24 protein-coding genes and 1 pseudogene are annotated in these 23,738 nt (G+C 53.7%); 4 read left to right on the forward strand and 21 right to left on the reverse strand.

All coding sequences use genetic code 11. The features are described 5' to 3' along the window. Window positions 1-70: 70 nt before the first annotated feature. Together guaA and guaB are read right to left on the reverse strand one after the other, a co-directional pair. Window positions 71-1,648, reverse strand: coding sequence for a glutamine-hydrolyzing GMP synthase (gene guaA / locus ACLHV8_RS16245; protein WP_024908661.1), 1,578 nt, complete (start codon window positions 1,646-1,648; stop codon window positions 71-73). Between the two features lie 67 nt (window positions 1,649-1,715). Continuing rightward, window positions 1,716-3,182, reverse strand: a complete 1,467-nt coding sequence (gene guaB, locus ACLHV8_RS16250) for an IMP dehydrogenase (RefSeq protein ID WP_028016101.1) — start codon at window positions 3,180-3,182, stop codon at window positions 1,716-1,718. A 159-nt stretch (window positions 3,183-3,341) separates the two neighbouring features. Between guaB and xseA the strand changes: the two genes are divergently transcribed. The 3 genes from xseA to ACLHV8_RS16265 are packed head-to-tail and all read left to right on the forward strand — an operon-like array spanning window position 3,342 to window position 6,144. Beyond that, complete coding sequence (xseA, locus tag ACLHV8_RS16255) at window positions 3,342-4,715, forward strand: exodeoxyribonuclease VII large subunit (RefSeq protein WP_028016100.1); 1,374 nt, start codon at window positions 3,342-3,344, stop codon at window positions 4,713-4,715. Between the two features lie 58 nt (window positions 4,716-4,773). Next, window positions 4,774-5,793: a M4 family metallopeptidase gene (locus ACLHV8_RS16260; protein WP_208594788.1), complete on the forward strand. Its 1,020-nt coding sequence runs from the start codon at window positions 4,774-4,776 to the stop codon at window positions 5,791-5,793. Beyond that, window positions 5,794-6,144 (forward strand): protealysin inhibitor emfourin, encoded by a 351-nt coding sequence (locus tag ACLHV8_RS16265; protein WP_208594787.1) that lies wholly within the window; start codon window positions 5,794-5,796, stop codon window positions 6,142-6,144. Here the strand turns inward: ACLHV8_RS16265 and ACLHV8_RS16270 are convergent. The 3 genes from ACLHV8_RS16270 to ACLHV8_RS16280 form a co-directional block, all read right to left on the reverse strand. Next, window positions 6,141-6,362: a zinc ribbon domain-containing protein gene (locus ACLHV8_RS16270; protein WP_049005540.1), complete on the reverse strand. Its 222-nt coding sequence runs from the start codon at window positions 6,360-6,362 to the stop codon at window positions 6,141-6,143. The genes ACLHV8_RS16265 and ACLHV8_RS16270 overlap by 4 nt on opposite strands. A 50-nt stretch (window positions 6,363-6,412) precedes the next feature. Beyond that, window positions 6,413-7,447, reverse strand: coding sequence for a Gfo/Idh/MocA family oxidoreductase (locus tag ACLHV8_RS16275; RefSeq protein WP_208594786.1), 1,035 nt, complete (start codon window positions 7,445-7,447; stop codon window positions 6,413-6,415). A 61-nt stretch (window positions 7,448-7,508) separates the two neighbouring features. Next, window positions 7,509-9,050: a peptide MFS transporter gene (locus ACLHV8_RS16280; RefSeq protein WP_208594785.1), complete on the reverse strand. Its 1,542-nt coding sequence runs from the start codon at window positions 9,048-9,050 to the stop codon at window positions 7,509-7,511. 580 nt (window positions 9,051-9,630) lie between these two features. Here ACLHV8_RS16280 and ACLHV8_RS16285 point away from each other — a divergent pair. Further along, window positions 9,631-9,990, forward strand: a complete 360-nt coding sequence (locus ACLHV8_RS16285) for a hypothetical protein (RefSeq protein WP_023337612.1) — start codon at window positions 9,631-9,633, stop codon at window positions 9,988-9,990. Here the strand turns inward: ACLHV8_RS16285 and ACLHV8_RS16290 are convergent. From ACLHV8_RS16290 to hisS, 16 genes and pseudogenes are all read right to left on the reverse strand, one after another. After that, window positions 9,983-10,525, reverse strand: a complete 543-nt coding sequence (locus ACLHV8_RS16290; RefSeq protein ID WP_023308799.1) for a plasmid pRiA4b ORF-3 family protein — start codon at window positions 10,523-10,525, stop codon at window positions 9,983-9,985. The two genes, ACLHV8_RS16285 and ACLHV8_RS16290, sit on opposite strands and share 8 nt — an antisense overlap. Before the next feature lie 120 nt (window positions 10,526-10,645). Next, window positions 10,646-10,831, reverse strand: a complete 186-nt coding sequence (locus ACLHV8_RS16295) for a hypothetical protein (RefSeq protein WP_071786473.1) — start codon at window positions 10,829-10,831, stop codon at window positions 10,646-10,648. Window positions 10,832-11,218: 387 nt separating this feature from the next. Continuing rightward, the gene (locus ACLHV8_RS16300) at window positions 11,219-11,596 is read right to left on the reverse strand and encodes a hypothetical protein (protein ID WP_060682968.1); all 378 of its coding nucleotides are present in this window, start codon (window positions 11,594-11,596) and stop codon (window positions 11,219-11,221) included. A gap of 417 nt (window positions 11,597-12,013) precedes the next feature. Then, the gene (locus ACLHV8_RS16305) at window positions 12,014-12,325 is read right to left on the reverse strand and encodes a PerC family transcriptional regulator (protein WP_220394470.1); all 312 of its coding nucleotides are present in this window, start codon (window positions 12,323-12,325) and stop codon (window positions 12,014-12,016) included. Window positions 12,326-12,336: 11 nt separating this feature from the next. Beyond that, the gene (locus ACLHV8_RS16310; protein WP_047026869.1) at window positions 12,337-12,798 is read right to left on the reverse strand and encodes a single-stranded DNA-binding protein; all 462 of its coding nucleotides are present in this window, start codon (window positions 12,796-12,798) and stop codon (window positions 12,337-12,339) included. Between the two features lie 389 nt (window positions 12,799-13,187). Further along, window positions 13,188-14,618, reverse strand: a pseudogene (locus tag ACLHV8_RS16315) (DUF927 domain-containing protein); the annotation flags it as partial. After that, on the reverse strand, window positions 14,617-15,027 hold the full coding sequence (locus ACLHV8_RS16320; RefSeq protein ID WP_410376985.1) for a hypothetical protein: 411 nt from the start codon (window positions 15,025-15,027) through the stop codon (window positions 14,617-14,619). The gene ACLHV8_RS16320 and the pseudogene ACLHV8_RS16315, both read right to left, overlap by 2 nt. Then, window positions 15,027-15,245, reverse strand: coding sequence for a helix-turn-helix transcriptional regulator (locus ACLHV8_RS16325; protein ID WP_047026876.1), 219 nt, complete (start codon window positions 15,243-15,245; stop codon window positions 15,027-15,029). Before ACLHV8_RS16325 ends, ACLHV8_RS16320 begins: the two co-directional genes overlap by 1 nt. Before the next feature lie 96 nt (window positions 15,246-15,341). Beyond that, window positions 15,342-15,548: a hypothetical protein gene (locus ACLHV8_RS16330; RefSeq protein ID WP_410376986.1), complete on the reverse strand. Its 207-nt coding sequence runs from the start codon at window positions 15,546-15,548 to the stop codon at window positions 15,342-15,344. Next, complete coding sequence (locus tag ACLHV8_RS16335; protein ID WP_000019445.1) at window positions 15,530-16,510, reverse strand: IS5-like element ISKpn26 family transposase; 981 nt, start codon at window positions 16,508-16,510, stop codon at window positions 15,530-15,532. The genes ACLHV8_RS16330 and ACLHV8_RS16335 overlap by 19 nt, the downstream gene beginning before the upstream one ends. A gap of 45 nt (window positions 16,511-16,555) precedes the next feature. Next, window positions 16,556-17,443, reverse strand: a complete 888-nt coding sequence (locus ACLHV8_RS16340) for a hypothetical protein (protein WP_410376987.1) — start codon at window positions 17,441-17,443, stop codon at window positions 16,556-16,558. A 113-nt stretch (window positions 17,444-17,556) separates the two neighbouring features. Then, complete coding sequence (locus tag ACLHV8_RS16345) at window positions 17,557-18,810, reverse strand: tyrosine-type recombinase/integrase (RefSeq protein ID WP_241308195.1); 1,254 nt, start codon at window positions 18,808-18,810, stop codon at window positions 17,557-17,559. A gap of 227 nt (window positions 18,811-19,037) precedes the next feature. Further along, a complete protein-coding gene (der, locus tag ACLHV8_RS16350; protein ID WP_024908655.1) occupies window positions 19,038-20,513 on the reverse strand; it encodes a ribosome biogenesis GTPase Der in 1,476 nt (491 codons plus the stop codon). 112 nt (window positions 20,514-20,625) lie between these two features. Continuing rightward, entirely contained in the window at window positions 20,626-21,804 is a 1,179-nt protein-coding gene (gene bamB / locus ACLHV8_RS16355) for an outer membrane protein assembly factor BamB (RefSeq protein WP_028016094.1), read from the reverse strand. 10 nt (window positions 21,805-21,814) lie between these two features. Then, window positions 21,815-22,435 carry a YfgM family protein gene (locus tag ACLHV8_RS16360; RefSeq protein ID WP_049005538.1) on the reverse strand — a complete coding sequence of 207 codons (621 nt, stop codon included), beginning with the start codon at window positions 22,433-22,435 and terminating at the stop codon, window positions 21,815-21,817. 13 nt (window positions 22,436-22,448) lie between these two features. Continuing rightward, on the reverse strand, window positions 22,449-23,723 hold the full coding sequence (hisS, locus tag ACLHV8_RS16365) for a histidine--tRNA ligase (protein ID WP_049005537.1): 1,275 nt from the start codon (window positions 23,721-23,723) through the stop codon (window positions 22,449-22,451). Between the last annotated feature and the right edge of the window lie 15 nt (window positions 23,724-23,738).

Below are 23,738 nucleotides of genomic sequence, written 5' to 3' on the forward strand. Positions count from 1 at the left end.
AAAAGCCCGCTATCCGCGGGCTTAGAGATATTTTATAGTCTGTTAGTACCAGACGTATCCGGTTGGGAAATCATTCCCACTCAATCGTAGCTGGTGGTTTACCGCTGATGTCATACACCACGCGGGAAATACCGTTAACTTCGTTGATGATGCGGTTAGACACGCGGCCTAAGAAGTCATACGGCAGATGCGCCCAGTGCGCGGTCATGAAGTCGATGGTTTCTACCGCACGCAAGGAGACAACCCAGTCGTACTTACGGCCATCGCCCATTACGCCTACAGAGCGAACCGGCAGGAACACGGTGAACGCCTGGCTCACTTTGTTGTACAGGTCAGCTTTGTGCAGCTCTTCGATGAAGATCGCGTCCGCGCGACGCAGCAGGTCGCAGTACTCTTTCTTCACTTCGCCCAGCACACGCACGCCCAGACCCGGACCCGGGAACGGGTGACGGTAGAGCATATCGTACGGCAGACCCAGCTCCAGACCGATCTTACGCACTTCGTCTTTGAACAGCTCACGCAGTGGCTCAACCAGACCCATCTTCATCTCTTTCGGCAGGCCGCCCACGTTGTGGTGAGATTTGATAACGTGTGCTTTACCGGTTGCGGATGCCGCAGACTCGATCACGTCCGGGTAGATGGTGCCTTGCGCCAGCCATTTCACGTCGTCCAGCTTCAGCGCTTCTTCGTCGAACACTTCCACGAACACACGGCCGATGATTTTACGTTTCGCTTCCGGATCGTTCTCACCTTTCAGCGCGTCCAGGAAGCGCTGCTCGCCTTCCACGTGAACGATGTTCAGACCGAAATGGTCACCAAACATGTCCATAACCTGCTGGGCTTCGTTCAGACGCAGCAGACCGTTGTCGACGAAGACACAGGTCAGGTTTTTGCCGATGGCGCGGTGCAGCAGCATCGCGGTCACGGAGGAGTCCACGCCGCCCGAGAGGCCGAGGATCACTTTGTCATCGCCAACCTGCTGGCGGATACGTTCAACGGCGTCGTCGATGATTTTTGCCGGGGTCCACAGGGCTTCACACTGGCAGATGTCACGCACGAAGCGCTCCAGCATGCGCATACCCTGACGGGTGTGGGTCACTTCCGGGTGGAACTGCACGCCGTAGAAGCGTTTTTCTTCGTTTGCCATGATAGCGAACGGGCAGCTCTCGGTGCTGGCAACGGTCACGAAGTCAGACGGGATGGCGGTGACTTTGTCGCCGTGGCTCATCCACACGTCCAGCAGCGGTTTGCCGTCTGCGGTCAGGGAGTCTTCGATACCGCGCACCAGCGCGCTGTCGGTGACAACTTCTACCTGCGCGTAGCCAAACTCACGCTCGTTAGAACCTTCGACGTGGCCGCCAAGCTGCATTGCCATGGTCTGCATGCCGTAGCAAACGCCGAATACCGGCACGCCAGCTTCGAACACGTACTGCGGTGCGCGCGGGCTGTTCTCTTCGGTAGTACTTTCCGGGCCGCCAGAAAGGATGATGCCGCTTGGATTGAATTCGCGAATCTGTGCTTCCGTGACATCCCACGCCCACAGTTCACAGTAAACGCCCAGTTCACGTACGCGACGCGCCACCAGCTGAGTATACTGAGAACCAAAGTCCAGGATGAGAATGCGATGTTTATGAATGTTTTCCGTCATTGACGCTAATTCCGAGGCAAGTGAAACAAAAACAGAGCGCCCGGCAGGAGCCGGGCGCGGAAACTTATCAGGAGCCCAGACGGTAGTTCGGGGACTCTTTGGTGATCGTCACGTCGTGAACGTGGCTCTCCTGGATACCCGCACCGCTGATGCGTACGAATTCCGCTTTAGTACGCAGCAGGTCAATGGTACCACAGCCGGTCAGACCCATACAGGAGCGCAGGCCGCCCATCTGCTGGTGAATGATCTCTTTCAGACGGCCTTTATAAGCAACGCGACCTTCGATACCTTCCGGTACCAGTTTGTCAGCGGCGTTATCGGTCTGGAAGTAACGGTCAGAGGAACCTTTGGACATCGCGCCCAGAGAGCCCATACCGCGGTAAGATTTGTAAGAACGGCCCTGGTAGAGTTCGATTTCACCCGGGGATTCTTCGGTACCAGCCAGCATAGAGCCTACCATCACCGCAGCAGCACCTGCGGCGATCGCTTTAGCGATGTCACCAGAGAAGCGGATACCGCCGTCAGCGATAACCGGAATACCGGTACCTTCCAGCGCTTCAACCGCGTCAGAAACTGCAGTGATCTGTGGAACGCCCACGCCGGTGACGATACGGGTAGTACAGATGGAGCCAGGACCGATACCCACTTTCACCGCGCTGCAACCAGCGTCAGCCAGTGCGCGAGCACCTGCGCCCGTTGCCACGTTACCGCCGATGATCTGCAGATCAGGGTATTTAGCACGGGTATCACGAATACGTTGCAGAACGCCTTCGGAGTGGCCGTGAGAGGAGTCAATCAGCAGCACGTCAACGCCCGCAGCAACCAGCGCATCAACACGCTCTTCGTTACCGGCACCCGCGCCAACCGCAGCACCTACGCGCAGACGGCCATGCTCGTCTTTACAGGCGTTAGGTTTACGTTCTGCTTTCTGGAAATCTTTAACGGTGATCATGCCGCGCAGGTGGAAGTTCGCATCCACAACCAGCGCTTTCTCAACGCGTTTTTCGTGCATTTTAGCGAACACGACGTCACGGGCTTCGCCTTCACGAACGGTTACCAGACGCTCTTTCGGTGTCATATAAACACTGACAGGCTGGTTCAGGTCGGTCACGAAACGCACGTCACGACCGGTAATGATACCGACCAGTTCGTTGGCTTCAGTCACAACCGGGTAACCGGCAAAGCCGTTACGTTCGGTCAGGGCTTTCACTTCGTGCAGAGTGGTGGTTGGCAGAACGGTCTGTGGGTCAGACACGATACCGGATTCATGTTTCTTCACGCGGCGAACTTCTTCTGCCTGACGCTCGATAGACATGTTTTTGTGAATAAAGCCGATGCCACCTTCCTGTGCCAGGGCGATAGCCAGGCGCGCTTCAGTCACGGTGTCCATTGCCGCAGAGAGCATAGGAATGTTCAGGCGAATGGTTTTCGTCAACTGCGTGCTGAGATCGGCAGTATTCGGCAGAACAGTGGAGTGAGCGGGAACAAGGAGGACGTCGTCAAACGTCAGTGCTTCTTTAGCGATACGTAGCATGGGCAATATCTCTGACCTGGGTGGTTAAATATTGCCGTGGCATTATACAGAGCGTAACCGATTGCATCCACACTTTTTTATAAAAAAACCTTGCACTCCCCTCTCAGCAGGTTACTATCGACTGAATAACTTGCTGATTTAGAATTTGATCCCGCTCACATGTTATCCTCTCAAACCCCTTCAATTTTTACTGTTAGCCGCCTTAATCAAACGGTTCGTTTACTGCTTGAGCAGGAAATGGGGCAAGTGTGGATCAGCGGTGAGATCTCAAACTTCACGCAGCCGTCATCCGGTCACTGGTACTTTACGCTAAAAGACGATACCGCCCAGGTGCGCTGCGCGATGTTCCGCAACAGCAACCGTCGCGTGACGTTCCGTCCTCAGCACGGCCAGCAGGTTCTGGTGCGCGCCAATATCACGTTGTATGAGCCGCGCGGCGACTATCAGATTATCGTCGAGAGCATGCAGCCTGCGGGCGAAGGCTTGCTACAGCAGAAGTATGAACAGCTAAAAGCAAAACTCTCGGAAGAGGGGTTGTTCGACCAGCAGTTCAAAAAGCCCCTGCCGTCTCCTGCCCACTGCGTTGGGGTTATTACTTCAAAAACCGGTGCGGCCCTGCACGATATTTTGCACGTGCTTAAGCGTCGTGACCCTTCCCTACCCGTGATCATCTACCCAACCGCCGTACAGGGTGATGACGCACCGGGCCAGATTGTCCGCGCCATTGAACTGGCGAATGCGCGTCAGGAGTGCGACGTGCTGATAGTCGGACGTGGCGGCGGCTCGCTGGAAGACCTGTGGAGCTTTAACGACGAACGTGTGGCACGAGCGATTTTCGCAAGCCATATCCCTGTCGTGAGCGCCGTCGGGCACGAAACGGACGTCACCATCGCGGATTTTGTTGCGGATTTACGCGCCCCTACGCCGTCCGCAGCAGCGGAAGTGGTGAGTCGCAACCAGCTGGAACTGCTGCGTCAGCTTCAGAACGGCCAGCAGCGTCTTGAAATGGCGATGGACTACTTCCTCGCAAACCGTACCCGTCGTTTTACCCAGCTTCATCATCGACTGCAGCAGCAGCACCCACAACTGCGACTGGCGCGTCAGCAGACCGTCCTGGAGCGCCTGCGTCAGCGCATGAATTTCGCGCTGGATAACCAGCTCAAGCGCGCGGTGTCGCGTCAGCAGCGCGTCACGCAGCGCCTGAACCAGCAGAACCCGCAGCCGAAAATTTATCGCGCGCAAACGCGGATCCAGCAGCTCGAATATCGTCTGGCAGAGAATATCCGTACACGACTGAGCTCAACCCGCGAACGCTTTGGCAATGCGGTGACCCATCTTGAAGCGGTCAGCCCTCTCTCCACGCTGGCGCGCGGCTATAGCGTGACGACGGCGACGGACGGCAAAGTGCTGAAGCAAACTAAACAGGTGAATACCGGTGATGTGCTGACGACACGTCTTTCAGACGGTTGGGTAGAAAGCGAAGTGAAATCAATTAAACCGGTGAAAAAAACGCGCCAGCGTAAAACCGGATAATTCTTCGCCGGTTACTTACTATACTGCTGCTATTCCCTTTTTTAATAAGGAGAGCAGCATGTCCCATCGTCATAGCGTTATTCCCCCTTATATTCTTCGTCGTATTATCGAAAGCGGTTCAGAGCCGCAACAGCGCTGCGCCCGCCAGACCTTAACCCATGTCCAGACGCTGATGGCCCACATGCCGGGAAAACCTGCCGCGCCGCACGTGAATAAAGCCGGACAGCTGGAGCGCGATATTTACGACGCGAAGCAGACCCAGGAACTGCCGGGTTCGCAGGTGCGTTACGAAGGCCAGCCTTCGAACGGTGATGTGGCAGTGGATGAAGCGTACGATTATTTGGGTATTACCCATGATTTCTTCTGGAAAGAATATCAGCGTGACTCACTCGATAATAAAGGGCTTATTTTGACCGGCACCGTGCATTACGGTCGGGAATATCAGAACGCCTTCTGGAACGGTCAGCAGATGGTATTCGGCGACGGTGACAGGGAAATTTTTAACCGATTTACCATCGCCATCGACGTGGTGGCACACGAGCTGAGCCACGGTGTGACTGAGACCGAAGCCGGGCTTATCTATTTTGAACAGTCTGGCGCGCTGAACGAGTCGCTGTCAGACGTGTTTGGATCCCTGGTCAAACAGTATCATCTGAAGCAAACCGCCGATAAAGCAGACTGGCTCATTGGTGAAGGGCTGCTTGCAAAAGGAATCAACGGTAAAGGGCTGCGCTCGATGTCTGAACCCGGCACCGCCTACGACGATCCGCTGCTCGGCAAAGATCCGCAGCCCGCGCACATGAAAGATTTCATTAAAACGCGTGAGGATAACGGCGGCGTACACCTGAACTCCGGCATCCCCAACCGGGCATTTTATCTGGCCGCGACGGCTATCGGCGGCTACGCCTGGGAAAAAGCGGGTTATGCCTGGTACGACACAGTTTGCGATCGCAAACTGGCGCAGGATGCGGATTTTGATGCCTTCGCAAAACTGACGATAGCGCACGGAGAGAAACGCTCCGGTGGCGACGTTGGAGCGGCCATTAAGCAAGCCTGGGAACAGGTGGGAGTGCTGTAAATGCAGGTTCCGGAACTGACGGATGACGCCGTGGTTGAGCTGGCCCGTGAAGGCGGCGTCGCTTTTATTCCTAAGCTGAGCGGCCAGCGTACCATCGCGCTTTCTTCGCTCAATGAGGCTCAGCGCCAGCGCGTGGTGAGCATCCTGGAGCAGGCCTTTCCGCGCGGTCAGCCGCCGGGACAAGCCTCGTCACCCGGCAGCGGTGACCAGCGCTATTTCCGCATCCAGATTATCTGGACCGGGCAAAATCAGGCGCACTACGCCGATATCATCGTGCTGGTACCCGAGCAGGAAGCCCCCGAGTCGCTGGTCGAGCTGTGGCAGAAAGGCGAAGGCAGCGTGTGCGATTAGCCTTCAGCCTGAACGAACTCCACGCGTTTTTTAGAGATAAGACCGTGGCCGTTCTGGCAGAAATAGTCCACCGCGCCGCAGGCTTTTAATACCTGGAGCGGCTGATGGCATTCCGGGCAACGGGCTTCAAGCGCAATGTCTTTATTACAGCTGTCGCAATGTGCCACCCCATTCAGGGGCTCAAGCGGTGTCTGGCAATCCGGGCAGGTAATCGTCATGGTGACTCCTTTAGCGCATTCATGTCTGTGATAATTTTACCACGTTGCGTTCAGTGCGGGCCACGCAACTGTTGCTGCAAGGTCAGCAGCAGCGTCACTTCCTCGATCCTGCGGCGCGTGGTGCGACTCACCTCTTGCGAAGCCCGTTCATACAGACTCCTGACGCCCAGAATATGCTCTGCAAGACAGTGTTCGTAGATTGTGCCGGGAATTTTCCAGCATTGACGGGTCTCGCCATTTATCAGCTCCAGCACATCTTCTGTGCCGTGCCGGTCGTAGCTGATAGTGCCCCCGTCCCTCAAGCAGAACCGTAAACCTTTTTGCCCGCCCGCGGGTCCCGCGTATTTGTTAAGCCAGATATCCACCGGCACGCCGCTGATGCTTCCCTGAAGATGCGCCTCGCCTTCCGCCGTGGTCAGGTCGCCTTTTGCGATTTCGCGACCCAGGCGGTCTTTAGCCGTGACGACCTGCAACGTCATATCGTCATGGCCTCCCAGATAACGCACCGTTTCGCGCAGCATCGCCAGCACGTGCGTACCGATATCCAGAATCACGCCATCAGGATGGCAAAGCGTACGGGTATCCGGCTCGCCCGTGGCAAAGTTAAGCGCGATGGGTTCTCCAGCTACGTTATAGCCACTCGGCTCCTGCAAAAAACCGTCGATTTTGACGATGTCAGAGACATTACCCACCAGCGACCGCTTCACCGTTTCAAGGCGCGCCATCCAGTGGTCGAGCGCCAGCACGCGAGATGCCACACCGGGTTTTGCCAGCAGCGTATTGAGCTTTTCTATTTGGGGAAGCGTGGCGACTACCGGTTTTTCAACCACAATGCGTGGAACGGGCGAGGCAATCGCCTGCTCCAGCACCTCAAGATGATGCAGCGATGCAGTGGTGATAAACAGGGTATCCAGCGGTATAGCAAGAAGTTCCGCAAGGGAAGTGCAGCGCGTAACGCCTTCAGGGTGCTTTGCGGGAAGAACATCAAACCCGAAACAACGAACCGAGTGACCAAAAAGGTGTCGCAACGCGGGCATATACGCGGTTTCCACTACCGCGCCAAGACCAACAAATCCTAACTGCATAATTTCACCTCAGGGAATACAGTGCCGGGGCGTAACGTCTGCCCCGGCACGCTGAGGTTTATCAGGCGTTAGCAGCCGGTTTAGTCTGCGCATTTTCCAGCATACGACGCACTGGAACAATGAGGACGATCAGTACCGCGGCACAAATCAGCAGCGCGACGGAACAGCGAGCAAAGAGATCCGGCAGCATATCCAGCTGGTCGGCCTTCACGTGACCGCCAATCAGGCCCGCAGCCAGGTTCCCCAGGGCACTGGCGCAGAACCACAAGCCCATCATCTGACCACGCATTCTCTCTGGCGCCAGCAATGTCATGGTCGCCAGGCCAATCGGGCTCAGGCACAGTTCGCCGAGCGTCAGCATCAGGATACTGCCCACCAGCCAGAACGGCGACACGCCCGCGCCACCATTACTCAGCACGTTTTCTGCCGCCAGCATCATCAGGCCAAAACCTGCCGCAGCACACAGAATACCGATAACAAACTTGGTGATACTGCTCGGACGAATGTTCATGCTCGCAAGCTTCGGCCATGCCCAGCTAAATACCGGTGCCAGCAGGATGATGAACAGGGCATTAATTGACTGGAACCACACCGCCGGGATTTCGAAATCACCGATCGTGCGGTTAGTGTAGTCGTTGGCGAACAGGTTGAACGAGGTTGGCTTCTGCTCAAACGCAGACCAGAAGAAGGCCGCAGAGATCAGCAGAATAAAACAGACCAGCAGTCTGGCGCGCTCTTTACGGTTCAGGCCTGCAAAAACAAACAGATAAATAAAGTAGAGGGCCACGGACGCCGCAATCACGTAAACCAGCACGCTGGCTACCGCGACCGGGTTAATCACAATCACGCCCTGGGCGATCAGCGTGACGATCGTCGCCACACCTGCGGCAAGTGCCAGGAGCCACACGCCCACGCCGTTACGCTTCACGACCGGGCTGTTCCAGGTGGAGTCGAGACCGACTTCGCTGTCATAGCGTTTCATCGCCGGAACGGCAAACACGCGGAAGATAATCAGCGCGACCAGCATCCCGATACCGCCAATACCAAAGCCCCAGTGCCAGCCGTGGGTTTTGATCAGCCAGCCGGAAATCAGTGGCGCGATGAACGAGCCCATGTTGATGCCCATGTAGAACAGCGAGAATCCGCCGTCACGACGCGCGTCACCTTTTTTGTACAGGGTACCGACCATCACCGAGATACAGGTTTTGAACAGACCAGAGCCGAGCACGATGAACATCAGGCCGATGAAGAACAGGTTATCGCCCATGATGGCCGACAGCGCGATCGACAGGTGACCGAGCGCAATCAGAATCGAACCGTACCAGACGGCTCTCTGCTGGCCGAGCCAGTTATCGGCCAGCCAGCCACCCGGCAGTGCGGCCAGATACATGGTCCCGGCAAAGATACCGACAATCGCCGAGGCGTTTTCGCGCGCCAGCCCCATCCCGCCGTCATAGACGGTGGCGGCCATAAACAGGATCAGTAACGGGCGAATGCCGTAAAACGAGAAGCGCTCCCACATCTCGGTGAAGAACAGAGAACCGAGCGGATACGGATGGCCGAAGAACGTTCGGCTTTCTTTTTGATTAACAGAGGATTGCATAATTCTCCCGAAAGGTATGTCGTCGTGCTTGTAAACACCAGCAAGTACGCCGGTCAGTTACGTATCTGACCGATTTTTTACATGCGGCGAAAAGTTAGTTAACCATTTGATAACCAGGCGCTAGTTTTGTCTAGTACCGGACCCCGGACTTTAAGATGAAAATTCGACTATTGTCTACTTTCTTAGATTTAAACTTGGTTAAAAGTGGATAGTGATTGACTTCACACAGAGAAAACCGACGGTATGATTGAGCGAAAAAAAAGCCCGCGATAAACGCGGGCTTTGGTGAGATCTGCAATGATTATTTGCTTTTCTTAATGTGAAAGACAAATACAGCACCAATAACATTGATTTTAAATGTTTTTATAATTCGACAAATAAAAATGGGTACAACCTTGTGTACAACAAAAATCAAAGTGCTCTGCTTTTTAGCTCACTTTTTGAACTACGAAAATTTTGCAGTTTCTCCGATCCCTTGCCGTAATCTTGCCGTGCTATCGAAACCTCACCGTATCCTTACCGTGATAGCCATTTTCTTATTGTATGATACTTCTATCCCACAATAAGGACTCAGCCAGCCATGAGAATGACCAGCCGCAAAAAAGAGATACTCAGCTACTTTGAGCCGGATAACCTCGAATGGGTGACAGGTGAGATTGGTGCGCCGCCGTTCGATGTGTCGGGCGTGGCCTACCTTCTTCATGGCATGGCGTCGTTCGATAAGCGCCACCAGCTCGAATCAACCCGGCGAACTCTTGAAAGTATGGTTGCTGGTGGGTTGCTTGAGCGTGTGACGGTGTATGAGTCTCGTCAGGTACGGCGCGGCGGTGAGACTAACGCAACGGTCGTGCGTTACGGTTTACCCGGTCATTGTGCTGTTATGCGCGATACTGGCGGCGCTGATAACGCAATATCAGGTGAATACATGCGGGTCAGTTAATAGCCTGCAATCTGTCGTTGATGCGGCTCAGGTCGTAAACCCGGCGTTCAATATCCAGCATCAGAAAATTGTGGATCTCGGCCTGTTGAGGATTATCAGAATCTCTGGCCTGTAAGAGCAATTCATTGTATCCATGCAAACCACCTGAGTTTTCCGCCGGGGTGGTGCCTTTCCCGCGCAGACAGCCAATGGGCTGCTTACTAGTATCGTGTGTTCGCTTCTCCAGCACAACGAGGCAATCCCACCAGTCGCCAAAGTCATACGTGTAAACCAGCCTGTCCCCCTCATTCTGGAGCGCCGCCCATAGTGGCGTGATTGCCGCGTTACCCATGCTTTCATCCTCACCCCATACGCGATACTCGCTACCGGGATCACCTTTACGACCTTTCTCGAACATATACAGATGTTCGTCATTCCAGCCAAAAGCCAACTGGATCACCGCGTGAAGTTCACTAAAGGGGATTTGCTCTGGAACCAGCACACGCCGCCATATTGGTGGTTTGCTGTCTCGGATGGTTATCTTTAGCTGGTACATGCAAATCCTGAATAAATGCGAATCGGAAGGATAACGATACTGACGCACTCACAATTCTGTAAAGGTGAATAAAGGTAATTTGCTTAATAGGCATAAGTTACATGCGGAATAATCCCGTATCTACCTGCGCGGCGCTGGCTTCCTCCACTGGTAGGCGGGTGATCGCATCATTTCGCGGAATTTGTCACGCCGGGCTATATCGGCATTAACTGAGCGTTCTATCTCCCGTTGATCTGCCGGGGTTAGCTGGTGGCCTTCGTGCTCCAGTTTGGCGGTGGTCAATAAAGCTATTTCGCGTGGTGTCATACGTCATACCCATCTGGAAGGATGAAACACGCCCGGATTAAATTTTATTTTTCGCGGGTATAAAAATACGAGGAGGCGGGCAGTCCTTAAGGCTCAGGGTTGCAGAGATTTGGCCTCCCCCTCCCGGTGATAGTTTATTGCTTGATGTGGACGGCTTGCTATATTGGCGGCGAATGCAAATTGTCGCAGAAGTCTATCCCGTTCCTTGACGCCCCGTGCGGGCGTTTTGCTTTTACAAAGTCAGGCCAATGCCTCTGGCTGCTTTCCCCGTCTTACGCTCAATCACGCCCGTGATTCTGTCCACTACTGGCGCGGGTCTCGCCTCATATGGGCTTTGGTTCTGTCCTGAACAGTCCAGTATTTCAACATCGGTGACTATACGGATTGCTAACATGCGCCGCTTTTTTTAACCCTTCGCAGATCCCGCCTTGCTTGCATTGAAACGGATCTCGCTAAACTCAGCTCAAGCCGTGCGATTCTGTCGGCATGTAGCCCCATGAATCCGTTAATCAATGTCATCTCGCGCCATTCTTCTGTTCCCGGCGTCGGATTATTCGCCAGTAATAGCCCGTATCTCTCAGCCAGCATGAGGTTTCTTGCACGATTTCGCACCAGCGGAGAAAGCGCCTCGCCCCCCTCAAATGGGAAGAATGCCCGCCGACTGCGTTCGCCATGCTTGACGGCATTATTATTGCCCAATGGTGCGCCTGCGCCTTTCCGCTTGCCACCCCATCCCGATCTTGATTGTTGGCTATTTTTTTTCATTTAACGGCTCACTGTGCGCATTTTTGTGCGCAAAAACCTTAACAAACCCTAACAATACCTTAATAAAACTGTATATCTAACTTCCGCCATCTACTGCGAACGGATAGCGCCCAAGCCAGAAATATCAAGCCTCTCCACCATTTTGCGAATGCGCAATTCGCGCTTACAAATTACTGCGAATTCGCAATTTCTGTACGCAATGCCACCGTTAGCATTCGTCAGGTGGTACGCACGTTAAATGCGCAGTTTTGCCGCGTACCTGACTGCGTACTGCGAACCAGTGGCGCGAACCAGAATATTTTGGACAATCTAAATCACATTCTGGCTTCCAGCCCGCAACTGGCGCGGGTTTAGCGCTACGAGGGTTTAAGATCCGTCCAGGACAGTCCAGGATTTACATCCGTTCTGGTGCGAACGTTACTGCGAACCATCGCCCCCGCTGGTGGGCTGTCGTTGCTTCTTACCACCATTTAATCGGAAGGCATTGCCGTTTGGTTGCGCTATCCCCATGCGGTGTTGTGTCTCAGTGACTGCTTTATGCAGATCGCCGTAATCATCGGTTTTCACTGGTGGGCGCTTCACGTTCGTCAGACACGTATCACGGCGCTGCTTTACCCATTCCCGATCATCGTCCTCAGCACAAATCATCATGACTTCCTGCCAGCGTGTAGCTGCCCTGCGATACAGCCCCTTCGCTTCCAGAGCCTCGGCTTTGCTGTCCTTTACCATGCTTTTCTCCCTCAGAATGGCGCTTCATCGTCGAATGGCTGGCGCTGGTCAAAATCATCAGGGGTGTTATATATTTCCCATCCCGGCGCGGGTTGCGTGGTATGGCCTTTGTTGACTTCATTTTTGCTAGCTGACGCGCCACGCTTTCCGCCCGGCCTTGCTGTCCTCGCACTGATCACGCTGTCGGCTACTACCTGATACCCCTGCTGTGTACCGCCATCCTTGCCCGTCCACTGATTGACCTGCATCGCTCCGGCAACACTGACTAAATCGCCTTTAACGTGTCCTGCCAGTGCGTCGGCCTGTTTGCCGAATGCCACCACGCCCAGCCAGAAAGTAACCTCTCCGCCCTCTGCTGCATGGCAGGGCAGTGCCACCGCTAACCGTCCCATTGCCATGCTTGTACCGTTCGTTGTGGTGCGGGTCTGGGGGTCTGCGACTAAACGCCCGTAGGCTGATATCTGTGCTGTCATTTTGCGAATACCTCGAATTATTAGTTTTGCTAATGAAGATTACCCGGCTCCGTCTTATTGTGGGACACCTTCGCCAGATTTTTTTTGTATATAAACAAAAAAGTTGGTGGTTCAGGTGGTTCAGTGGTTCAGTACCCCTCTAGGCCGCGCCAGCTCTGGGTTTTGCTGAACCACCTTTTAAATTTATCTGGTGGTTCAGTCGCCCTTCTTGGTGGTTCACTGCCAGCCAGTGAAAATAATCCGTTTCTCTCTGGTGGTTCAAAATACCCGTTTGGTGGTTCAGTGGTAGTTCACTTTCTTACAAAAAAACATTATAAATCAATAACAATTACTTACTGAACCACCTGAACCACCTGAACCACCACAAAAAACCTCGCACGTGAAAAAGATTATTGCTCTGGCTGGCTTTCCTCCCCATCCGGCAGGAATTGCAAAACGTAAACGTTAATCTGCCTCCCCTGAATGCGCGGGCTTTTCCTCTGAAATTTTTTTCCGTCTGCCGAAGGGGTAAGCATCCCCGATTCTTTCAGGACGCGGGCCACCTGCTGCCTGTTAAACCCCTTAGCAATATCCTTATCGAAAGTGTCGGGGAACGTGTAAAACGTTATCGGTGAATCGTCATGATTTCCGCGCTGCCTGTATCCAGCCAGATTATGAATCGGCAGGCTGGCGGGGTCGTAAGGCAGCGGCGCGAATCGACTCTGGCCATAGGCATTTAAAAATGCCTCCGCCTGCTCGATGATCTGCTGGTGCTCTTTGTTCCCCGTGCCGAACTCTTTTAGCCATGCGTTATAGGCGTGCTGTATCGCATCCCGGCACGTTTGAGCATCCCAGCCAGTAACCACGCCACCCATCAGTAAAGCGGCCTCCAGAATGGCAAATCTTGCCCCTACACGGTGAACCTGCTCCCCATAGTCGGCAGGGATTAGACTGCGCCAGCGGGCTTCGCACTCGCGCACGGTATCAATGGCCTGTTGCTGGTGGTCTGAAAGCCATCTGATCCACTCTCGGCCCGCTGCGCCGTGGTGGTGCTGGTAGGCGTCTTTCAGCGCATCAGCGTGTTGTTTGCCGTTCTGGTGGTCGTGGAAGCGTACCGCCTTACTCAGCGGAATATTCAGCAGGCGCACTAGTTGCCCGGCTTTGGTCTTGCGTCCGGCGGTGGCGATGAAGGTTTCTAAGTCCACTTCCCCGGTGCTGATTGCCACGGTGCGCCAGCGTTTCAGATCCCGGTTGCCTCCTTCCTTTGCTCCCTGCAATTTCCCCACGCCGTTAAACAGGGCATAGGCAGACTGAGAAACGCTTATCGGGTCTGCGCCCTGTCCGACTTCATCCAGTGGCATCAGCCCGTCATTGTGGGCGGCGGCCTCGTTTATCAGCCCCAGCGCCGTGCCGTACCACGTCAGGCGCAAGGCATCAGGGTTGCCGTATAGACTGCTCGCCACGTTCTGCGTGGTTGTTTTCCCGGCGCTCGATTGCTCATAAAAATGAATCCCGAATCCGTCACGATCTGCCACCCCGATTAATGGCGCTGCCAGTGCTGCGGCGATGCCTGTCATCATCGCGTAATTACCGTATGCCAGCCGCGCAACACTGTTACGCCAGCTTTCCGACGTTCCTGCTACGGTATATCCGGCAGCGGCTGAACTGCGCCCGCTGAACAAAACAGGCCGCTCAGGTGTGCCGATGATTTCCCCGTCCGGCATGATGTATGCCCCGCACTGCCAGCCTGTAGCATGAGCAACGCGCCACAATTCACGCGAGCCGCTACGCTGTAGCCAGTCGGCCAGAATCGCCCGTAAGCTGCTTTTGGTGGTGACATTAGAGGTTCAGAATGTCGGTAATATCCTGCTGAGATAACCCGTGATGTTCATTAATGGCGGCGTTATGGTTCACAAGCTGGATCACCTTGAGAACATCGCCACGGCAGGAAAAGCGGTAGCGCAGGTGTGCGCCGATACCATCCGGGTTTTTCTCGTCGATACGCTCCAGTTGAATATCAAGCTGGCGCTCCAGTTCAGACGCATAATTACGCCCGGATGAAAGACGGCAGTAGCGCAGAATATCATTTTCTGTCCATCCCTCTACGCCAGTGCGCAGCATATAGACGCGGGCGCGGTGTTTCTTTGGGGTTCGCTTAGGTACTTGTACCGGGCTGGTGGTCGGCGTAATATCAGACGTGCGAATATCTGAGTTAGCCGCCTGCTGTACGGGGCGGTTTTTCTTTTCCATTACGCTACCTTTCCCCGGCGCTCAGCCAGCCAGTTATTAATCTCTACCGCATCAAAGGCGGTCACGTTATCGGTAAGTTTCACCGGGCGCGGCAGCGTGCCGTTCTTAACCCAGCGGTCAATGGTTGGCATGGAAACACCCAGAAGTTCCGGCATACGAAAACGGCGGATGTATCCAGTAGTGGGAAATGCTGATTGTGCTGCGTGGTGTACTGTCATATGTCCCGTAACTCCTGTGATAGCTGTTGTTACGGTATGAGGTTAGCGGCAAAAAAATGAGAGCATAAGGTACAGTAAGCGCACTGTACCCTTACACTAAATTAACTCTGCCCCTTCCCGTTGACTGAGGATCTTAGGGAAGGTGCGAATAAGCAGGTCATTTCTTCCCAAGCTGACTCGCTGATTAAAATTTCGCGGATCTGGGCCGATTTTTTTCCCGCAAACACATCGAATCAGCCTATTTAGGCTATTTTTTCCACCATTTCTGGCGTTATTTCCGGTTTTTACTGAGATCTCTCCCACTGACGTATCATTTGGTCCACCCGAAACAGGTTGGCCAGGGTGAATAACATCGCCAGTTGGTTATCGTTTTTCAGCAGCCCCTTGTATCTGGCTTTCACGAAGCCGAACTGCCGCTTGATGATGCGAAACGGGTGCTCCACCCTGGCACGGATGCTGGCTTTCATGTATTCGATGTTGATGGCCGTTTTGTTCTTGCGCGGATGCTGCTTCAAGGTTTTTACCTTGCCGGGACGCTCGGCGATCAGCCAGTCCACATCCACCTCGGCCAGCTCCTCGCGCTGTGGCGCTCCCTGGTAGCCGGCATCGGCTGAGACAAATTGCTCCTCTCCATGAAGCAGATTACCCAGCTGATTGAGGTCATGCTCGTTGGCCGCGGTGGTGACCAGGCTGTGGGTCAGGCCACTCTTGGCATCGACACCAATGTGGGCCTTCATGCCAAAGTGCCACTGATTGCCTTTCTTGGTCTGATGCATCTCCGGATCGCGTTGCTGCTCTTTGTTCTTGGTAGAGCTGGGTGCCTCAATGATGGTGGCATCCACCAAAGTGCCTTGGGTCATCATGACGCCTGCTTCGGCCAGCCAGCGATTGATGGTCTTGAACAATTGACGGGCCAGTTGATGCTGCTCGAGCAGGTGGCGGAAATTCATGATGGTGGTGCGATCCGGCAGGGCGCTATCCAGGGATAATCGGGCAAACAGGCGCATGGAGGCGATTTCGTACAGGGCATCTTCCATGGCACCGTCGCTCAGGTTGTACCAATGCTGCATGCAGTGAATACGCAGCATGGTCTCCAGCGGATAGGGCCGTCGGCCATTGCCCGCCTTGGGATAAAACGGCTCGATGACAGCGGTCATATTCTGCCATGGCAGAATCTGCTCCATGCGGGAGAGGAAAATCTCTTTTCGGGTCTGACGGCGCTTAGTGCTGAATTCACTATCGGCGAAGGTGAGTTGATGGCTCATGATGTCCCTCTGGGATGCGCTCCGGATGAATATGATGATCTCATATCAGGAACTTGTTCGCACCTTCCTTAGATGTTTAAGGATCACATCACCATTGGTAATCATTAATGGTGGAATTTCATCTTTGTGTTTAAGTAAGCAGTCCCGCCATTTTTCAGGACTGACTTCTTTTCTTTCCCCTCGGCAGTCGTCAGGATATTTACTTAGGATATAAATAGCAGCTTTCAATAGCCCCTCTCTATTGGAAGCATGTCTCTCAGCTTTTTTATTAACTGGTAGTGGTGAGGTGGATAAAATATTGGGGCTATTTCTTGTTGCAAGATTGGTTTCTGATGTGATTTCCTTGCCGCCATTGCATAGCAATTCAAGCTCATAACTGGTTATATACATATCCTTACTATGAACAGTATACCAGTCATCGAAATAAAATCGTCCAGCAACGTAGCCATCTCTAAACGTTGCGTTTTCGCATCTGGGCACATCAAGAGTATCGATAGTTATATCCCAATCATCCCAATAATCAGATAAATACCTCTCCTCTGCTTCGATAAACTCTTGAGGGATCGCCAGAAAACCACTCCATTTTTCAATGGATTTATTTCCTGAGTTCATATCATATTGCTCTGTAACAGAGAAATAATCTGACTTATAGCTAAATCTTAGGCAGTGTAGATCAGCATTAGGTTCAGGCTTAATATCATATTTTTCTTTTAAGTAATCGACAGGCAAAATACTATCAGACTCAACATTAATTAACTTTACTTCCTCGTTCTCATTTTTTGGCGAGCTATCGAATAGAAATTCAATATGAGGCATCTTAATACAAAACTGTAATAAGCCTATTGAAGCAAAATGTATTAAATCAGACACTTCGCACTTAGTGATTTTGGCTACTTTTTCAAGCGAATAATATCTATGCTTTGGTAAGATCATCACGCTACCTTTCACGCTTTGCCTTTCACTTGATTGAGCCAGGCGGTAAGGCTTCCGCTTTTCGCCCCGTCGGGCTAGGCTCAATCTGTCCGTTGATTCTTTACATATCTTGGTTATTTCGCCTTTCTCAGCGGTGTAACGTTGTATTCTTCGCCGCGCTCCAGTGCCACCAGCAATCCCGCCCACTGTGTCAGCGCCGCTTTTCGTTCGTCGAAATACTCATGCCGGTTATAGATACCCTCAACGCCCGGTATTTTGTGGTTCAGGCATCGCTCAGCTATCACAGGGTCAATCCCCAACGCTGCCATTTGAGTGCGCATCGTGCGGCGCAGATCGTGAATACTGAATGGCTCAACGTCCGGCATTTCTTTCAGGACGGCGGGCATAACCATATTCAGGGTGGCGCGGCTGACGTGTGAGGTCGTTCTGGCTCGCCTGGCCGGAATTAACCAGCGACTGTCTCCGGCAAAGAGCCTTATTTCTTCGATCCACTCGATTACCGGCTGCGGCAGCGGAATATCGATATCATCGCCATTCTTCGCGCGGATGCCCGGCAGGTGCCAGACGGCGTTTTTCAAATCGAACTCAGCCCATTCAGCGGCGCATAGCTCCATCTTTCTGACGCCCAGCGCAAGAATGATTTTGAAGGTAAGCTCGTTTTCCCTGCTTATCCCACGCCCACGGCGTAGCGCTTTAAAGAACTGGATTAGTTCATCGCGTGATAAGGCTCGTTTTCGCCCCTGCTCCTTACCCCCGGCATCCTTCGAGCCAAAGGATATAGCAGGGTTCACCTCAATCATTCCGCGCACCACAGCGTAATCAAACAGGCGCTTTAGCATTCTCAATACATCATTAGCGACTGTGGGAGAACCGCGCTGTAGTACGTCCTGCAAAATGCTATCAATATGGCGCGGGCGAACGTCCTCGACGTTCATTTTGCCGATTAGCGCCACGATGTTTTTTTGTAGGCTGCTGCGGAAAAGGTCAGGGTGTTTGTAATTCGGTTCTATCTGGCGGGTGTAATACTCAGCGGCAAGCGCCGAAACGTTAATGGCGTTCCTCTCAGCCTCGATCTTTGCCATAGCATCGGCTTTTCGCTGCTGCTTCTCTGCTGCCACGTCATAACCCAGCGCAACGCGTGCTGAAAGCTCCCTTGCTATCTCCCTTGCTTTAGACAAAGGGAAGTCAGAGTAAGAGCCAATCAGCATAGTTCTGGACTTACCTGCCATTTGATAGCGGTAGCGCCAAAAAGGGGTTTTATCCTCTTTACGAAACCTCAGATACAGCCCGTCACCGTCAGCACGTCCCTCGAACCTTTCCCCGCTCTTAACCCAAGCGCGAATTTGCATATCTGTAAGTTTTGGCATGTGCGAATACCCGTGAAACAAGCTCATTCCGTCATGGGTACAAAGCTTTTGCACCCAAAAACCACCACACTTGTACCCAGAAAAGCCGTATATCAAACCGGGTACAACCTTGTGTACAACATTATCATGCACTCTGATGCGTCGTTATGATAGCCCCTGATAACAAAAAAGCCCGGCATATGCGGGCTTTATGGATTTCATGCTGGTGGGTGAATCGTCCTGATAGCTTATTTGCTTTTCTTAATGTGTTTAATCAAACGCTTACGCTTACGCATCTGGTTTGGCGTCAGGGTGTTGCGCTTGTTGGCGAACGGGTTTTCCCCTTCCTTAAACTGGATACGGATAGGCGTACCCATCACGTCGAGCGATTTACGGAAGTAGTTCATCAAATAGCGCTTGTAGGAGTCCGGCAGGTCTTTCACCTGGTTGCCATGAATCACCACGATTGGCGGGTTATAACCACCGGCGTGGGCATATTTCAGCTTCACGCGACGACCGCGCACCAGCGGCGGCTGATGGTCTTCTGCAGCCATGTTCATGATGCGGGTCAGCATGGCGGTACTCTGACGACGGGTGGAGCTGTCATACGCTTCACGCACCGATTCGAACAGGTTGCCCACGCCGCTGCCGTGCAGCGCGGAGATGAAGTGCACGCGAGCAAAGTCGATGAAGCCCAGACGGAAGTCGAGGGTCTCTTTCACCTGCTCTCTCACTTCATTGCTCAGGCCATCCCATTTGTTGACCACGATAACCAGTGAGCGCCCACTATTGAGGATGAAGCCGAGCAGAGAGAGATCCTGATCGGAGATACCTTCGCGAGCATCAATAACCAGCAGCACCACGTTGGCATCTTCAATCGCCTGCAGGGTTTTGATAACGGAGAATTTTTCCACCACATCGGTGATTTTTCCACGCTTACGTACGCCTGCGGTGTCGATGAGGACATACTCACGCTCATCGCGCTGCATAGGGATGTAGATACTGTCACGGGTGGTGCCCGGCATGTCGTAAACGACCACGCGTTCTTCACCCAGGATACGGTTAGTAAGTGTAGACTTACCTACGTTTGGACGACCCACGATAGCCAGCTTGATCGGCAGATCCTGCGGGTTGAAGTCGTCTTCAGGCTCTTCTTCTTCGCCCTCTTCTCCGTCTTCAAACTGCGCCCAGTATTCGGCGTCTTCGTCCACCTCTTCTGGCGGGTTAACTTCGTCGACCCACGGCAGCAGAACGGTTTCCAGCAGGCTGGTTACGCCACGGCCATGCGATGCCGCGATAGGGTAGATTTCACCCAGGCCCAGAGACCAGAAATCCGCGATGGCCTGATCGGCATCGATGCCGTCAGTTTTGTTCGCCACCAGGAAGGTCGGCTTTTCGCGTGAACGCAGGTGTTTGGCGATCGCGGAGTCCGCTGGCATCAGGCCAGCACGGGCATCCACCATGAACAGCACCACATCGGCCTCTTCAATTGCCAGCAGCGACTGCTCTGCCATGCGGGTTTCAACACCATCTTCAGTGCCGTCAATACCACCGGTATCAATACAGATGAACTCACGTCCTTCTACTTCTGCACGACCGTACTTACGGTCACGCGTCAGCCCCGGGAAATCCGCAACCAGCGCATCACGGGTGCGTGTTAAACGGTTAAAAAGAGTGGATTTTCCAACGTTAGGGCGCCCGACAAGCGCGACCACAGGTACCATGTTTGAAGCCTCATAAAATTCAAAATAACGTCGCTTTCGCGGCGTTTTTAAAAATGTCAAAACGGCTCCTGAATGAACAGGAGCCGTTTAGTATACTACAACCGCCGGGTAATTAACGCGTGATCGCGTACAGCGTGCCGTCTTTTGCCTGAATCAGCAGTTTACCATCGGCCACAACCGGATCGGTCAGGAAACCAGAGCTGTCGACTTTTTGCTGTGCAACAAAGCGACCATTTTCTGGATCAATCCAGTGCATATACCCTTCGCTGTCACCAACCACCAGGCTACCGTTGTACAGCGCTGGCGCTGTCAGCAGACGGTGCAGCAGATCGCTTTGCGTCCACAGCGTCACGCCACCTTCGGTGCTCAGCGCCAGCAGACGGTCGTTCTGGTCAACCATATAGATGCGGTTACCCTCAACGATGAAATCATTCACCGAGCCCAGCTCACGTTTCCACATGATCTGGCCGCTGCGCAGATCCAGCGCAGTCAGGTTACCGTTATAGGCCAGCGCGTAAACCACACCGTTAACGATAACCGGCGTTGTGTCGACGTCGCTCAGACGGTCAATTTCCGTTGAGCCCGTAGCCTGAGAGATACGCTGCTGCCAGATCATCTGGCCTTGCTGCATCAGCACTGCGCTCACGCGACCGTTGTCACCGCCGACAATGGCAGCACCAAACGCGGTAGCCGGTGCGGATTCGCCGCGCAGAGAAAGCGCTGGCATATCCAGGTTAACGGTCCATTTCACCAGTCCGTCCGCTTCGTTCAGCGCCTGCAGCTGACCGTTGCTGGTATGAATCAGCACCAGGCCGTCACTCACCACCGGACGAGACAGGGATTCACCCGCCACGGTCGTTTGCCAGGCAATGGAGCCGTCGCTGCTGTTCAGGGCATAAACCTGTGCTTTTTCGCTGCCCACGTAGACATGACCACCGGCAACCGTCAGGCCACCAGACAGCAGTGCAGGTTTACGGGAGAACCAGCCGTCTTTTTCCGCCAGGTTAATCGACCACACTTCTTTTCCGTCATCAGCGTTCACCGCTTTCACGGTACCTTTGCGGTCAGCCGCATAGATTACGCTGTCGGCAAAGGCCGGATGAAGGTTGGAATAGAAATCACCAATCCCATCACCCACGGAGGTGCTCCACGCAGTGGATGGGGTAAACTGGTTTTCAACCGTCGGCAGTGGGGACATTTTCACAACGTCTTCTTCGCCACTGAACAGTGAACAACCACTCAATAACGTAACAGAAAGCAGTCCTGGCAGAAGTAATTTACGCAATTGCATCGGGTCCCTCTCAGACGGACAAATTATTTATTTTCATCTGCATCATTTCGCTCAGCGCAGGTGATGCCTGACTATCCACGCCAGCTTGCCACGCTTTACGCGCGCCCGCTTTGTCACCTTTGCTCAGCAGTGCTTCACCGCGCAGATCGGCAACGATGGCAGCAAAGCCATCACCTTTGATGGTATCGAGCGTTTTCAGCGCGTCGTCAGCTTTTTTCTGCTGAACCTGGATACGTGCCAGACGAAGGTTGATAACCGCTTTCAGGTTTTCATCGCTGGCGGCCGCAAGGCCCTGAGACAGCTGAGCAGCCGCTTTATCCAGTTCGTTCTTATCAACGTACTGCTGTGCTACTTCCAGTGCAGCCAGTGCACCGTAGGTGTTTTTGTTATCAGCCGCAAACTTTTCGGCTGCCGTCAGCGTTTGTGGCTGATCGGCTCGAATTGCGCTCACGGTATTTTCATAGGACAGGGACGCGCCACGCGCGGAATCCGCCTGATGATTGTTCCAGTAACGCCAGCCTATCAGCGCACCGACACCTAAAATAACCCCAACAACCAGCGCTTTGCCGTTTTCAGCGAAGAAGCGTTTAATCGCGTCGACCTGATCGTGTTCGTTCTCGTAAATTTCCACGCAGTCCTTCTCCTTAGCCTAATAGAGTGCGCAAGTGCGCCGCAACGCCGTCCTGCGTTACCGTTGTCTGCTCACCAGAGCGCAGGTCTTTCACTACTACTTCGCCGTTAGCCACTTCGGACTCGCCCAGCACCAGTGCAATACTTGCGCCCCACTTATCGGCACGAGCAAACTGTTTTTTAAAGTTGCCGCCGCCGTGGTTGGTCATCAGCTTAACGTCCGGCAGTGCATCGCGCACGCGTTCAGCAAGCTGCATCGCCGCAGACTGCGTATCCGCACCTGAGGCCACCAGGTATATATCGACAACGGAATCTGCTTTAAATTCCGGATTAACTGCCTGAACCAACAAAACAAGTCGTTCAAGACCCATCGCGAAGCCAACCGCAGGGGCTGCACGGCCACCTAACTGCTCTACCAGACCGTCATAACGACCGCCCGCACACACGGTGCCCTGCGAACCGAGGCTTGAGGTAACCCACTCGAATACAGTGCGGTTGTAGTAGTCCAGACCGCGCACCAGGCGCTGGTTAACGGTGTAAGCGATACCTGCCGCTTCAAGCAGCTTGCACAGGCCCGCGAAGTGTTCGCGAGACTCTTCATCCAGGTAGTCACCCAGCGCAGGCGCATCGTTCAGCAGCGCCTGTACATCTGCGTTTTTGGAATCCAGAACGCGCAGCGGGTTGCTGTACATACGACGTTTGCAGTCTTCGTCCAGCTTCTCTTTATGCTGTTCCAGGAACGCCACCAGCGCGTCACGGTAGTTTGCGCGTGCTTCCAGAGAGCCGATTGAGTTCAGCTCCAGCGAAACGTGCTCAGAAATCCCCAGCGCGCGCCACCAGCGAGCGGTCAGCATAATCAGCTCAGCGTCAATATCCGGCCCCTGCAGGCCAAAAACTTCCACACCCAGCTGGTTGAACTGGCGATAACGACCTTTCTGGGGACGTTCGTGGCGGAACATCGGGCCGATATACCACAGGCGTTGCTCCTGATTGTACAGAAGACCATGTTCGATGCCGGCGCGTACGCAGCCCGCCGTCCCTTCCGGACGCAAGGTCAGGCTGTCGCCGTTACGGTCCTCAAAGGTGTACATCTCTTTTTCAACCACGTCGGTGACTTCGCCGATCGCGCGTTTGAATAACGGGGTCTGCTCTACAATCGGCAAACGGATTTCGCTGTAACCGTAGCTGCCGAGCACCTGCTTCAGTGTGCCTTCAATGCGCTGCCAGATGGCGGTTTCGCCAGGCAGATAATCGTTCATGCCGCGGATGGCTTGAATGTTTTTTGCCACGTTTATTCTCTTTCT

This window comes from Enterobacter sp. CPE_E863, from assembly GCF_046521465.1.
GTDB classification, from domain to species: Bacteria; Pseudomonadota; Gammaproteobacteria; order Enterobacterales; family Enterobacteriaceae; genus Enterobacter; species Enterobacter adelaidei.